A 15759-nucleotide genomic window follows, 5' to 3' on the forward strand; every position below is an offset into this window, starting at 1 on the left:
TAAACCTGTGATATCACCTACACACGAATTAACTGTTGCATCTACAGAACTACCTACAGATTGACCATTAGTTGTATCTACATTATTAGGTACTCCAGTTGACGGATCTATGGCTCCATCTAGTGTACCATCGGCATTTACATTTGCTATTACAATATTATCACCTCCTTCTACGGCATCAAAACAACCATCATTATCGGAGTCTACATCTAAAGAGTCTGGAATACCATCTCCATCTGTGTCTGTACAAACAGGTATAAAATTAATATTATTTTCATTATTCATTGAAAATTTACCATCATCAGCAGAAGAAAAACCAAAAGCACCATTAGCGTTATGTCCTACAAAACCATAATTTTGTTGGTAAGAATCAAAATAAATGGATTGATGCCCCCCAACCCCTACTCTAATAGGGTTTCTGTCATTAGCATCTATTCCTCCTGAAGCATTAATATCTGTATACGCCCCATTCCCTGTTCCTGTGTAATATGAAGCAATTTGGGCAAAATCTTGTGGATTGTCACTAGCATCAGAAAGCTCTTCATTGTCATTTGTTCCCCACATATAAATTTCTTGCAAACCGGCATTTTTAACTATTGCTGCAGCTCCTGGGTAATATGCACTATATGAATTACCTGCAATAAATATTACATTGGTTAAATTACCTCCTCCATTTACTTCTACATTTACCCAATTTTTTCTTTCTGAAGTACTATTATCACCTAATTGTCCATCAGAATTCTCTCCTAAAGAATATACTAATCCGTCTGAACCTAACACAAAATAACTGGAGTCCTCATAAGCAGTCATTTCAATTTGTACCACACTAACAGAACCAGAAAAAGCTGCTGGTTTAGTCATTACAGTTGCAAAATCTATATCATCTTCATTACTCCCATCCCCTAAATAACAATTAGGTCCCCATGTATACCAATCACCACTAGAAGTTATTGCAAAAGCACCTTCATGCGATATTTCTAAATCTGTTACTCCAGATAAAATACCGGAAGAAGTTCTAACTCTATACCAACCATTGGCATCGGCACTAAAACCATCATTTCCTCTTATGCTGCTCCCTTGAGGTACAGAACCTTTAGTATAAATTTCACCTGCCGCATTAATTAAAGCTAGTATTCCTACACCAGAAGTCATTTCTACAAAATCAGAACCTGTTGTTCCCACTGGAAGTGGTGTATCTTGCCAACCATTACTTGAAGTAGACAACACATCGTTTGTATCTCCCCAAACATATAAATTTGTTGTTGTCAATAGTACAAACTGTGAATTACTTCCGTTGGAACCACCAGTAAGTTTAATATTAGTACCACTATATGTAGGCCAATTGGAATTTCCACTAATAGCACCTGATATTGGTCCTCCCGAAACTAATTCTGAAAATTCATTAATATCAGAAGAAGAACTATTTGAAGGATTTGCATCTTCCCCTGTTAACCAAATTCTATTAAATGGAGCATTTATAATATTTGAATGATATAAAGGCACAAAAAAATCTTCTCGAATTGTATAATCGGGACAACCTTCATCCGCATCTAATATACCATCATTATCATCATCTAAATCGCAACTATCTGAAACTCCATCATTATCATTATCTGGATTTCCTGAAGCATAAGCATCACAAGGGTCCACTACTACCACTACTGCTACAGTTACAGTTACAGTTAAAGTTCCTACATTAGATGTTGTTCCTGTATCATCTTCTACAGTAAAATCGACAATTGCATTACCTGAAAAGCCGGCAACTGGTGTAAAAATTACATTTCCAGTATTATCAATCACATAAGTTCCTTCACCAGGTATCGTTAAATCTCTACCAGGTTCCCCAAAATTTGTAGCATCATTTGGATCTACAAGGAAAATTGTTGTTGCATCTATGTTATTTTCAGGATCAGAAGCTCCTGACAATAAATCTATGGAAGAAGTAGGTGTATTATGGGCAGTACTTCCTGTTTGATCTTGAACTACTGGTGGCCCATTCACCTCCACAACATAAGGGTTCAAGAAAACTACTTCTCCTAAAAAGCTTATTGAAATATTTCTTGTATTTAAAGGATCATCATTATCTCTACCTAATGTAAAATCTACTACATTAACATTAGTATAATTAACTTTTACAATAGATCTAGTATTTAATGTACTAACTCCAGCGTCCGTTATATTAGCACTTGTAAAACGAATTGAATTAGGTATTACTCCTGCTGAAGCCGTAATTATTGTTTGTGGCTGTGATGTTCCTGCTAATTCATAACTATCTGGAACTATAACTTCTGCCCATTCTTCAGCATCTAAATCTATAATTTCTAAAGTATATGAATCTAAAGAATAAGCTACAGCATCATCTATGTTAGTATCTGCTGAACCTGCAATAATAAACTCTATTCTCCAACGCACAGCTTCACCAGGAGTATCATAAGTTATGACAGGTTCAAATCTGTTTTGCACAAACTGAGTATCATCTACCCCTTCAACAACAGGTGTTCCTGTAAAAGAAACAATTCTTAAAACTGCATCTACATCAAAATCAGCTCCATTACCTGCAGTAACTACGTCTTCAATTAAATATACAGCACCTGGTTGGTTAGCTGTACCATCAATTAAAAACTGAGAATTAGGAAAAATTGGATAAGATTGTGCACTTACATTTATAATGCTAAAAAGCAATAAAAAGAAAAATAAAAAATCCTTGAATTTAATTAAGCAAATCGAGAATCGAGTAACGTTTTTCATATTATTGATGGTAAAGTTATTTTATACTAAAAGTATTATATATAAATATTTTGCAATGCAAGGCATTACAAGTCATAGTTAAATTTATTTTAAAAAAAAATAACACAAAATGCATTGTATGCACTGTATGTATTATGATTTAATACTATTCATTCTCTTAGAGAGAAAAAAAAATCTTATTTACAGTTTTCTCCTAATTTTTTATTAAAAACAAAAGTATCATAACAATCTATTAAACAAAGAAAAACAGTTAAATAATTCATTTTATTCGATTAATTGAAAAAATAAACGGTTAAAAACATATTGTACAATTTTTCCTATTATTTTTTAAAAATTCATGAATTTAAAAAGTCTAATTCATAAATAAAAAAAAATTAATTGTTTATATACATTAATTTACTTATAAAACATGCCTTTTCAACAACTAAACGTTAAACACATTATAATCAATAATTTAAAACAACTACCAAATGTAACAAAAAAAAAAAAAACAATTAAAACAAACTTTTTAGTATCATAGACTAAATAAGTAACCTCTTAATGTTTTAAAAATTATAATGATATAATTTTACACGATATAATCTTTAGGATTTTTAACATACAAATGCAAAAGCTATATTTGCTAAAATTAATTTTTAATGAAATTTATAGACGAAATAAATCGCAGGAGAACTTTTGGTATTATATCACATCCAGATGCTGGAAAGACAACACTTACAGAAAAACTATTACTATTTGGTGGTGCAATACAAGAAGCTGGAGCAGTAAAGAGTAATAAAATAAAAAAAGGAGCTACAAGTGATTTCATGGAGATTGAAAGACAACGTGGAATATCTGTAGCTACGTCTGTTTTAGCTTTTGAATATAACGGAACTAAAATTAATATTTTAGATACTCCTGGACATAAAGATTTTGCCGAAGATACTTTTAGAACTTTAACTGCTGTAGATAGTGTTATTGTTGTTATTGATGTAGCTAAAGGTGTTGAGGAACAAACCGAAAAATTGGTAGAAGTATGCCGTATGCGTGACATACCAATGATTGTTTTTATTAACAAAATGGATCGTGAAGGTAAAGACGCCTTTGAATTATTAGATGAAATAGAACAAAAATTAGGACTACATGTAACCCCTTTAAGTTTTCCTATAGGAATGGGCTATGACTTTAAAGGAATATATAACATTTGGGAAAAAAACATTAATCTATTTAGTGGTGATAGCAGAAAAAATATAGAAGAAACTATAGAAATTTCTGATTTAAACTCTAATGAATTAAACAAATTAGTAGGAGATAAAGCTGCTGAAACCCTAAGAGAAGAAATAGAATTAGTAGAAGGTATTTACCCTACATTTGATAACAAAAAATATTTAGAAGGAAAGTTACAGCCTGTATTTTTTGGTTCTGCATTAAATAGTTTTGGAGTAAGAGAATTACTAGATTGTTTTGTTGAAATTGCTCCTAAACCTAGACCTAAACAAAGCGAAGAACGTTTAGTTAGATCTGATGAAGAAAACTTTACAGGTTTTGTCTTTAAAATACATGCTAATATGGATCCTAACCACAGAAACAGGTTAGCTTTTATAAAAATAGTATCTGGTTCTTTTAAAAGAAACACTCCTTATTTACATGTTAGGCACAATAAAAAAGTTAAATTTTCAAGTCCAAATGCTTTTTTTGCTGAAAAAAAGGAAATTGTAGATGTTTCTTACCCTGGAGATATTGTTGGTTTACAAGACACTGGGACTTTTAAAATTGGAGATACTTTAACCGAAGGAGAAATACTAAATTATAAAGGAGTTCCTAGTTTTTCACCAGAACACTTTAGATACATTAATAATGCAGATCCTTTAAAATCTAAACAATTAAACAAAGGTATTGACCAATTAATGGATGAAGGTGTTGCTCAATTATTTACTTTAGAACTTAACGGAAGAAAGGTAATTGGTACTGTAGGAGCATTACAATATGAAGTAATACAATACCGATTAGAACACGAATATGGAGCAAAATGTACCTATGAAAACTTAAATGTTTTTAAAGCTTGCTGGATAGAAACCGATGACACAAAAAGTGAAGAATACAAAGATTTTTTAAGAGTAAAACAACGCTTTTTAGCCAAAGACAAAACAAATCAACTAGTATTTTTAGCAGATTCATCGTTTTCTTTACAAATGACGCAACAAAAGTATCCAAGTATAAAATTTCACTTTATTAGTGAATTTAAATAACTTTTTTTTATTTTAAAGCTTTTTAACAACATATCTAAACCTTGAAAAGGTTTAGATATGCATTTTAACAATAAAGCCTTTATGCCTTTTTAAAATAAGCCGTTTTTTAAATACGAATAAATTGCTTTTATATAAAAACATATTGCTATAAATTATACTTATACTTAATGTGACTTTAAAAAAAATTGATGGTTTCCTATTTATTTTTATTTTTTAAAATATATCCATCTGCTTTTTGGAGCTATATACATTTTAACTTTAAAAAATTATGAAAATCAAATTATCCTTTTTTATTTTAATATTTATTTTTAATAATAATCTTTTTAGTCAAAACACAATAGGATTATTAGAAAACACAAACCAAGCATATGATGGTTACACGCTTTTCACACCAGAAGAAAGCAATTCGGTTTTTCTTGTAGATAATTGTGGTAGAAGTATAAAAACATGGACATTTAGTGATACTCCAAAATTTACCTGTTATTTACTAGAAAATGGGAATCTTTTAAGAGTTGGTGCATCAAGAGTAGAAATACGAGATTGGGATGATAACCTAGTATGGAGTTACAACTTACTTGTTAGCAATGGCTTAACTCAGCATCATGATATTGAACCACTTCCAAACGGAAACATTTTATATTTAGTAAAAGAAACCCTAACCGAAGCAGAACAAATAGCACTAGGAAAAAACCCTGCTCTTTTAAATGGTCCTTTAAGTTCTGAAAAAATTATTGAAATAGAACCTGTTGGCACTGATGCTATAAATATTGTTTGGGAGTGGAGATTTGCAGATCATTTAATTCAAGACTTTGATGCTTCAAAAAGTAATTATGGTACAGTAAGTACCAATCCGCAATTAGTAGATTTTAACTATACAGATGCTAATATTGACCATTCTAATTGGTTGCATTTAAACAGTATTGATTATAACCCACAATTAGATCATATCCTTTTTTCTTCACGTACGCTTAGTGAAATATATATTATTGACCATAGTACTACAACAGCAGAAGCTGCAAGCCATAGTGGAGGAAACCAAAATAAAGGAGGTGATTTTTTATGGAGATGGGGAAACCCACAAGTATACAGGCAAGGTACAGCTGATCACCAAAAGTTACATGCACAACACGATGCAAAATGGATAAGCCAAAATTATGTAAATGAAAATAAAATAACAGTATTTAACAACAATAGTGATGGCACAAATACCTTTAGTTCTATACATATTGTATCACCTTCTCTTGATATAAATAATAACTATGAAATAGAAAACAACACATTTTTACCTGAAAATTACTATTGGTCCTGGAGTGGTGAAATACTAGAAGAAACCGTCTTTCAAGAAAAGAAAAGCGGAGTACATGCTTTAGAAAACGGAAATCTACTTTTATGTGAAACTAAAAAAGGGAGACTTTCTGAAATAACACTTACTGGAGATATTGTATGGATATACAGAAATCCTGTAGGAGAAACAACTTTTAATCAATTTGCTACAAATGTTGAAATATTTGAAGGAAACAGTATTTTTAGAGGTGAAAAATACCATAAATCGTATGCCGCTTTTACAGGAAGAGATTTAACTCCTGGTAACATTCTTGAAAACATTAATAGTATTTCTGAAACTTGCGCTACACTTTCTGTTACTAATGCAGAAGCAATAGATAATACAATAATTTTTAACAATCCTGTTGTAGACCAAACACTATACTTTTATAAGCCTCTAGAAACTACTAAGGTTAAGGTTTATAATAATTTAGGGCAATCTGTTTACACGAAGGCTTCATTTAGCGGAAACGAGCTAAAATTACCCTATTTAAAACAAGGGCTTTATTTTATTGAATTTATAAAACAAGGCACGAAACAAATAGAAAAAATAATTATAAAATAACAAAAAGCGCAAAACTTAAGTTTTGCGCTTTTTTATTCTTTATAACTCCTAATTAATGTTGTGTACTATGATATGTTTAAAGCTACTTAAAGAACTCAACACTAACTATTATTACAGAATCAATTATGCTTCACCTGTTGGCCCGAAATTAAGAGGTATTGGAGGTTGTTCATAATCTTTAATTTCACCATGCATACTTTCAAATTTAGCAACATTATCATGTAAAGCCTTCATTAATCGTTTTGCATGTTGCGGTGTTAATATAATTCTAGATTTCACCTTGCTTTTAGGTGTTCCAGGCATTATACTAACAAAATCTACAACAAATTCAGATACAGAATGATTAATAATTGCTAGGTTAGAATAGGTTCCTTCTGCAATTTTTTCGTCTAATTCTATATTAATCTGCCCTGGTTTTTTATTTTTCTCTCCTGCCATTGTTACCTTGTTTACGCTTCCGTAAAAAACGGAAAACTTATTATTAATTATAATTTTAAATAAAAAGTCCTGTTTAAAAAACAGGACTTTTTGTTATTATATTAAAACTTTCGTTTCAAATTAAGTGATTACTGCCTGCGCAGAAAGGAAAACTATTTAATTATAGTTAACCTCCTGTTTTGCTTTCATCATTTGGTCAAATTCTTCTTTAGAACCTACAATAATGTTGTCATAGTTACGCATTCCTGTTCCTGCCGGAATTCTGTGTCCTACAATTACATTTTCTTTAAGTCCTTCTAAAGTATCTACTTTACCAGCTACAGCAGCCTCATTTAATACCTTAGTAGTTTCCTGGAAAGAAGCTGCAGATATAAATGATTTTGTTTGTAATGATGCTCTTGTAATACCTTGTAAGATTGGAGTAGCAGTTGCTGGTTTTGCATCTCTAGCTTCTACTAATGCCTTATCTTCTCTTCTTAAGATAGAATTTTCATCTCTTAATTGACGAGGTGAAACAATCTGTCCTTCTTTTAAAGTAGCAGAATCTCCAGCATTTTCAACAACTTTCATTCCAAAAATTTCATCATTTTCTTCAATAAAATCTGCTTTATGAACTAGTTGATCTTCTAAGAAGATGGTATCCCCAGAATCTATAATTTTAACTTTACGCATCATTTGTCTTACAACAACCTCAAAGTGCTTATCGTTAATTTTTACACCTTGTAAACGGTATACTTCTTGAACTTCATTAACTAAGTATTGTTGTACAGCAGAAGGTCCTTTAATATTAAGAATATCATTAGGAGTAATAGAACCATCAGATAAAGGCATACCAGCTTTTACAAAATCATTTTCTTGAACAAGAATTTGATTAGATAATTTAACTAGATATTTTTTAATATCTCCTAATTTAGATTCTACAATAATCTCACGATTACCTCTTTTAATTTTTCCAAAAGAAACAACACCATCAATAGCACTTACAACAGCTGGATTAGAAGGGTTACGTGCTTCAAACAATTCTGTTACACGAGGTAAACCTCCAGTAATATCCCCTGCTTTTGCAGATTTACGTGGTATTTTAACTAATACCTTACCAACTTTAATTTTCTCTCCATCATCAATCATAATGTGAGCTCCAACTGGTAAGTTATATGAACGTATTACTTCTCCTTTACTATCTTCTACAAGAAGTGTAGGAATAAGCTTTTTATTTCTAGATTCTGAAATTACTTTTTCTTGGAAACCTGTTTGCTCATCTATTTCTACTTGGTATGTAACACCTTGTTCAATATTTTCATATCGTACTTTTCCAGAAAATTCTGAAATAATTACACCATTATATGGATCCCATTGACAAACAACATCTCCTTTAGTTAATTTATCTCCGTTTTTAACGTAAACAAAAGAACCATAAGGTATATTATTAGTACTTAAAGTAATTCCTGTTTTCTTATCAACTAGTTTAAGTTCTGATGTACGAGAGATTACAACATCTACCGAGTTACCTTCGCTATCTTCTCCTTTTACTGTTTTAAGATCTTCAATTTCTGCAACACCATCAAACTTAACAATAAGTTTATTTTCTTCAGAAATGTTACCTGCAATACCTCCTACGTGGAAAGTACGTAATGTTAACTGTGTTCCAGGTTCTCCAATAGATTGTGCTGCCACAACTCCTACTGCTTCACCACGTTGCACCATTTTACCTGTTGCAAGGTTTCTACCATAACATTTAGCGCAAATACCTTTTTTAGCTTCACAACTTAATGGTGAACGAGCATCTACTTTATCAATTGGAGAGTTACCTATTGCTTTTGCAATTTCATCAGTAATTAACTCATTAGCACCAACTAATAATTCATCTGTTAATGGGTTGTAAATATCGTTTAATGAAATACGACCTACAATTCTTTCTTCTAAAGTTTCAACTATTTCATCGTTTTTCTTTAAAGGCTCAATTTCTACACCTCTTAAAGTACCACAATCAACAGTGTTAACAATTACATCTTGAGACACATCTACCAGACGACGAGTTAAGTAACCTGCATCGGCAGTTTTAAGTGCTGTATCGGCAAGACCTTTACGCGCTCCGTGTGTTGATATAAAGTATTCTAAAATGGAAAGACCTTCTTTAAAGTTAGAAAGAATCGGGTTTTCAATAATTTCCCCTCCTCCTGCATTCGATTTTTTAGGTTTTGCCATTAATCCACGCATACCTGTAAGCTGACGAATCTGTTCTTTAGATCCACGAGCTCCAGAATCAAGCATCATATATACCGAGTTAAATCCTTGTTGATCTTCACGAATACGTTTCATTGACAATTCTGTCAATTCTGCATTGGTAGACGTCCAGATATCAATAACTTGGTTATAACGTTCGTTGTTGGTAATAAGTCCCATGTTATAGTTACCCATAATACCATCAACTTTTAGGTTAGCCGAATCAATCATTCCTTGTTTTTCTGGCGGAATAATAATATCTCCTAAACTAAAAGATAACCCTCCTTTAAATGCGTAATTATATCCTAAACTTTTTATTTCATCTAAGAATGCTGCTGTTTCAGGAACAGAAGTTACTTTTAAAATATCACCAATAATATTTCTTAATGATTTTTTAGTAAGTACTTCATTAATATAACCTGCTGCTGCTGGCACTTTTTTATTAAAGATTACACGACCAACGGTAGTTTCTATAATTTGTGGTACAAGTTTACCTTCTTCATTAAAATCTAATGTTCTTACTTTAATAGAAGCATTTAAGTCTATACGTTTTTCATTGTATGCTATAGTAACTTCTTCATCAGAATAGAATGTTAAACCTTCACCTTTTACTTTAACGTCTTTAGTAGAAGTTCTTAACTTGGTCATGTAGTAAAGACCAAGTACCATATCTTGTGATGGTACAGTAACTGGCGAACCATTTGCAGGATTTAAGATATTATGAGATGCCAACATTAATAATTGACATTCTAAAATAGCTTCTGGTCCTAAAGGTAAGTGAACAGCCATCTGGTCACCATCAAAATCGGCATTAAATGCAGTAGTTACTAAAGGGTGTAATTGAATTGCTTTTCCTTCAATTAATTTTGGTTGAAAAGCTTGAATACCTAGTCTGTGAAGCGTAGGAGCACGATTTAAAAGTACTGGATGTCCTTTTAAAACGTTTTCTAAAATATCCCAAACTACAGGTTCTCTTTTGTCTATAATTTTCTTTGCAGATTTTACTGTTTTTACAATACCTCTTTCAATTAATTTTCTAATTACAAAAGGTTTGTAAAGCTCAGCTGCCATATTTTTTGGCAATCCACATTCAAATAATTTTAATTCTGGTCCTACAACAATTACAGAACGAGCAGAATAATCAACACGTTTACCAAGTAAGTTTTGACGAAAACGTCCTTGCTTACCTTTAAGGGAATCTGATAAAGATTTTAAAGGTCTGTTAGAATCTGTTTTTACTGCAGATGATTTACGTGTGTTATCAAATAATGAATCTACAGATTCTTGTAACATACGTTTTTCATTACGTAAGATAACTTCTGGTGCTTTTATTTCAACTAATCTTTTAAGACGATTGTTTCTAATAATTACACGACGATATAAATCATTTAAATCTGAAGTTGCAAAACGTCCACCATCTAAAGGCACTAAAGGTCTTAATTCTGGCGGAATAATTGGCACAACTTTCATAATCATCCATTCTGGACGATTTTCTCTATTTTCGTTAGATTCACGTAAAGCTTCAACTACTTGTAAACGTTTTAAAGCTTCTGTTTTACGTTGTTTAGACGTTTCAGTATTTGCTTTATGACGTAACTCATAAGAAAGTGTTTCTAAATCTATTCTAGCTAATAATTCGATTAAACATTCAGCTCCCATTTTAGCTAGGAACTTGTTTGGATCTGTATCTTCTAGGTATTGGTTATCTTGTGGAAGTGTTTCTAGAATGTTTAAATATTCTTCTTCTGTTAAGAAATCCATTTTTTGTAATGGTTCACCTTCGGCATTTTTAGCAATACCTGGTTGAATTACTACGTAACGTTCGTAGTAAATAATCATATCTAATTTCTTAGATGGTAAACCTAAAAGGTAACCTATTTTGTTTGGTAAAGAACGGAAATACCAAATATGTGCAACAGGCACCACTAAATTAATGTGTCCTACTCTATCACGACGTACTTTCTTTTCTGTTACTTCTACACCACAACGATCACATACAATACCTTTGTATCTGATACGTTTATATTTACCACAAGCACATTCGTAATCCTTTACAGGACCAAAAATTCGCTCACAGAATAAACCGTCACGTTCTGGTTTATGTGTACGATAATTTATAGTTTCTGGCTTTAATACTTCACCTCTAGATTCTGCTAAAATAGATTCTGGTGATGCTAAACCAATGGAGATTTTATTAAATCTCTTTACTGTGTTCTTATCTTGTTTTCTTGCCATTTCTTTTAGTATTCAGTCTCAGTCTCAGTATTTAGTTTGTTATATAATACAAACTAAATACTGCGACTGCATACTATTTTTATTATTCCTCTAATCTAATGTCTAATCCTAAACCTTTTAATTCATGCATTAATACATTGAATGACTCAGGTAGTCCTGGATCTGGCATTGGTTCACCTTTTACGATTGCTTCGTAAGTTTTAGCTCTACCAATTACATCATCAGATTTAACTGTCAATATTTCTCGTAATGTAGCTGATGCTCCATATGCTTCAAGAGCCCAAACTTCCATTTCTCCAAAACGTTGACCACCAAATTGAGCTTTACCACCAAGAGGTTGTTGTGTAATAAGAGAGTATGGTCCTATAGAACGAGCGTGCATTTTATCATCAACCATATGTCCTAATTTCAACATATAAATTACTCCTACTGTTGCTGGTTGATCAAAACGATCTCCTGTACCACCATCATATAAATATGTATGTCCAAATCTTGGAATTCCTGCTTCATCAGTAAATCCGTTAATTTGCTCTAGGGTAGCACCATCAAAAATAGGCGTAGCATATGTACGATCTAATTTTTGTCCAGCCCAACCTAATACAGTTTCATAAATCTGACCAATGTTCATACGAGAAGGTACACCAAGTGGATTTAATACAATATCAACTGGAGTTCCATCTTCAAGAAATGGCATATCTTCTTGACGTACAATACGAGCAACAATACCTTTGTTACCATGTCGTCCTGCCATTTTATCACCAACTTTAAGTTTACGTTTTTTAGCAATATAAACTTTAGCTAATTTAATAATTCCTGCTGGTAATTCATCTCCTACAGAGATAGTAAACTTTTCACGTCTTAAAGAACCTTGTAAATCGTTTTCTTTAATTTTATAGTTATGAATTAAGTCTGCTATTAAACTATTTGTCTTTTCATCTGTAGTCCAAGTACCTGAAGTTAAGTGCGTATAATCATCTACAGCATTTAACATTTTAAGTGTAAATTTCTTTCCTTTAGGAAGTACTTCTTCACCTAAATCATTAAAGATACCTTGTGCTGTTTTACCATTTACAAGTGTAAATAACTTATCTACTAATACACTTTGTAAATCGCTAAACTTAGTATGATATAATGCTTCTAATTGCGCGATATCTTCTTTATCTTGAGCACGTTTACGTTTATCTTTTATAGCTCTTGAAAATAACTTCTTATTAATTACAACACCATGTAATGAAGGTGAAGCTTTTAAAGAAGCATCTTTTACATCTCCTGCTTTATCACCAAAGATTGCACGTAATAATTTTTCTTCTGGAGTTGGATCAGATTCCCCTTTTGGTGTAATTTTACCAATAAGGATATCACCAGGTTTTACTTCTGCACCAACACGAATCATTCCGTTTTCATCAAGATCTTTAGTTGCTTCTTCAGATACGTTAGGGATATCATTAGTTAACTCTTCATTACCTAATTTTGTATCTCTAACTTCTAAAGAATATTCATCTATATGTATAGATGTAAAGATGTCTTCACGTACTACTTTTTCTGAGATTACAATAGCATCCTCAAAGTTATACCCTTTCCAAGGCATAAAGGCTACTTTCATATTTCTACCTAAAGCAAGCTCTCCTTTTTGTGTAGCATATCCTTCACTTAAAACTTGTCCTTTTACAACTTTGTCTCCTTTTTTAACAATAGGTTTCAAGTTTATAGAAGTACCTTGATTCGTTTTTCTAAACTTAGTTAATGGATATCTTTTTGTATCTGAATCAAAACTTACTTTTGCTTCATCATCAGTACGATCGTATTTTATTACAATTTCTAAAGAATCTACATATTGTACAACTCCACTTCCTTCTGCATTAATAAGTACACGAGAATCTGAAGCCACTTGACGTTCTAGACCAGTTCCTACAATAGGAGCTTGCGGACGTAATAATGGTACAGCTTGACGCATCATGTTAGATCCCATCAAGGCTCTATTTGCATCATCATGCTCTAAGAATGGAATTAATGAAGCTGAAATGGAAGATATTTGATTAGGAGCTACATCTGTATAGTGTAACTCTTTAGGATCAATTACAGGGAAGTCACCTTCCATTCTTGCAATTACCTTATCATGTAAAATCTTTCCTGCATCATCAACTTTTACTGTTGCTTGTGCTATTAACTTATCTTCTTCTTCTTCTGCGCTTAAATAAGTTGGTTTACTATTTATGTCTACAACACCATCTGTTACTTTTCTATATGGTGTTTCAATGAATCCCATAGAATTCACTTTAGCAAATACTGAAAGAGAAGATATTAAACCAATATTTGGTCCCTCTGGTGTTTCAATAGGACAAAGTCTTCCGTAGTGCGTATAGTGAACATCACGTACTTCAAACCCTGCTCTTTCACGAGATAAACCTCCTGGTCCTAATGCTGAAAGACGACGTTTGTGCGTAATCTCTGCAAGAGGATTGGTTTGGTCCATAAATTGTGATAACTGGTTGGTACCAAAGAAAGAATTAATTACAGACGATAAAGTCTTTGCATTAATTAAATCTATAGGTGTAAATACTTCGTTATCACGAACGTTCATACGCTCACGTATTGTACGTGCCATACGTGCTAAACCAACACCAAATTGTTGTGATAATTGCTCACCAACTGTACGTACACGACGGTTTGATAAGTGATCAATATCATCAATCTCTGCTTTAGAGTTGATAAGCTCTATTAAATATTTTATAATAGTTATAATATCTTCTTTGGTAAGCACTTGCTTATCCATACCAATATCTAACTGTAATTTTTTGTTCATTCTATAACGACCTACTTCTCCTAAAGAGTAACGTTGGTCACTAAAGAATAATTTATCTATAATACCACGTGCAGTTTCTTCATCTGGCGGTTCTGCATTACGTAGTTGTCTATAAATATGTTCAACAGCTTCTTTTTCTGAATTTGTTGGATCTTTTTGAAGTGTATTATGAATGATAGCATAATCTCCTTGTTCTGCACTTTCTTTATGTAAAAGAATAGTTTTAACATTGGCCTCAAGAATTTCTTCAATATTATCTTTATCTAGAATAGTATCACGATCTAATACTATTTCATTACGCTCAATAGATACTACTTCTCCTGTATCTTCATCTACGAAATCTTCATGCCATGTATTAAGTACACGTGCAGCAAGTTTTCTTCCAAGAATTTTTTTAAGACCAGATTTTGATACTTTAACTTCTTCTGCTAAATCAAAAATTTCTAGAATATCTTTATCACGCTCAAACCCTATTGCTCTAAATAAAGTAGTTACAGGTAATTTTTTCTTTCTATCAATGTAAGCATACATTACCTGATTAATATCTGTTGCGAACTCAATCCAAGAACCTTTAAATGGTATTACTCTTGCTGAGTATAATTTAGTACCATTTGCATGGAACGATTGCCCAAAAAACACACCTGGTGAACGGTGTAATTGAGAAACTACAACACGTTCTGCACCGTTAATACAGAAAGTACCAGAAGGTGTCATGTAAGGTATAGTACCTAAGTACACATCTTGAACAATGGTCTCGAAATCCTCATGTTCAGGGTCTGTACAATATAACTTTAACCTTGCTTTTAATGGTACACTATATGTAAGTCCTCTTTCGATACATTCTTCAATAGAGTATCTAGGCGGATCTATGAAGTAATCTAAAAATTCTAATACAAATTGATTACGTGTGTCTGTTATTGGGAAGTTTTCTAGAAAGGTATTATATAGACCTTCGTCTCCTCTTTCTTCAGATTTTGTTTCTAACTGGAAAAAATCCTGAAAGGATTTTATTTGAATATCCATAAAATCTGGATACTCCGTTCTATTTACAATAGATGAGAAATTTAATCTTTCAGCTTTATTTGCTAACATCAATGGACGGAATTTTGATTAAAAAAAATATATAACGTATACGTCATGTTTATATACGCAAAATGGTCTAGGTCTTAGAACGTGTGTTCTAGACCTAAACCTTT

6 protein-coding genes are annotated in these 15759 nt (G+C 32.0%); 2 read left to right on the forward strand and 4 right to left on the reverse strand.

The genetic code is table 11. The features are described 5' to 3' along the window. Positions 1 to 2748, reverse strand: a 2748-nt coding sequence (locus KO494_RS08680; RefSeq protein ID WP_252730360.1) for an Ig-like domain-containing protein, incomplete at its 3' end; no start/stop codon positions are given. Between the two features lie 638 nt (positions 2749 to 3386). Between KO494_RS08680 and KO494_RS08685 the strand changes: the two genes are divergently transcribed. Together KO494_RS08685 and KO494_RS08690 are read left to right on the forward strand one after the other, a co-directional pair. After that, positions 3387 to 4976 (forward strand): peptide chain release factor 3, encoded by a 1590-nt coding sequence (locus KO494_RS08685; RefSeq protein ID WP_215967217.1) that lies wholly within the window; start codon positions 3387 to 3389, stop codon positions 4974 to 4976. A gap of 268 nt (positions 4977 to 5244) precedes the next feature. Then, positions 5245 to 6864, forward strand: coding sequence for an aryl-sulfate sulfotransferase (locus KO494_RS08690; RefSeq protein ID WP_215967218.1), 1620 nt, complete (start codon positions 5245 to 5247; stop codon positions 6862 to 6864). A 123-nt stretch (positions 6865 to 6987) separates the two neighbouring features. Here KO494_RS08690 and KO494_RS08695 read toward each other — a convergent pair whose 3' ends face one another. The 3 genes from KO494_RS08695 to rpoB form a co-directional block, all read right to left on the reverse strand. Further along, the gene (locus KO494_RS08695) at positions 6988 to 7302 is read right to left on the reverse strand and encodes a DUF3467 domain-containing protein (RefSeq protein ID WP_215967219.1); all 315 of its coding nucleotides are present in this window, start codon (positions 7300 to 7302) and stop codon (positions 6988 to 6990) included. A 156-nt stretch (positions 7303 to 7458) separates the two neighbouring features. Next, positions 7459 to 11760, reverse strand: coding sequence for a DNA-directed RNA polymerase subunit beta' (rpoC, locus tag KO494_RS08700; protein WP_215967220.1), 4302 nt, complete (start codon positions 11758 to 11760; stop codon positions 7459 to 7461). 82 nt (positions 11761 to 11842) lie between these two features. Then, positions 11843 to 15655: a DNA-directed RNA polymerase subunit beta gene (gene rpoB, locus KO494_RS08705; protein WP_215967221.1), complete on the reverse strand. Its 3813-nt coding sequence runs from the start codon at positions 15653 to 15655 to the stop codon at positions 11843 to 11845. Positions 15656 to 15759: the final 104 nt, after the last annotated feature.

Source organism: Lacinutrix sp. C3R15 (assembly GCF_018860825.1).
Lineage (GTDB): Bacteria > Bacteroidota > Bacteroidia > Flavobacteriales > Flavobacteriaceae > Oceanihabitans.

Excerpts from the sequence above, each read along its gene's own strand:
- KO494_RS08685 (WP_215967217.1), top strand. The coding sequence starts at position 3,387 with ATGAAATTTATAGACGAAATAAATCGCAGGAGAACTTTTGGTATTATA.
- KO494_RS08690 (WP_215967218.1), top strand. The coding sequence starts at position 5,245 with ATGAAAATCAAATTATCCTTTTTTATTTTAATATTTATTTTTAATAAT.
- KO494_RS08695 (WP_215967219.1), bottom strand. The coding sequence starts at position 7,302 with ATGGCAGGAGAGAAAAATAAAAAACCAGGGCAGATTAATATAGAATTA.
- rpoC (WP_215967220.1), bottom strand. The coding sequence starts at position 11,760 with ATGGCAAGAAAACAAGATAAGAACACAGTAAAGAGATTTAATAAAATC.
- rpoB (WP_215967221.1), bottom strand. The coding sequence starts at position 15,655 with ATGTTAGCAAATAAAGCTGAAAGATTAAATTTCTCATCTATTGTAAAT.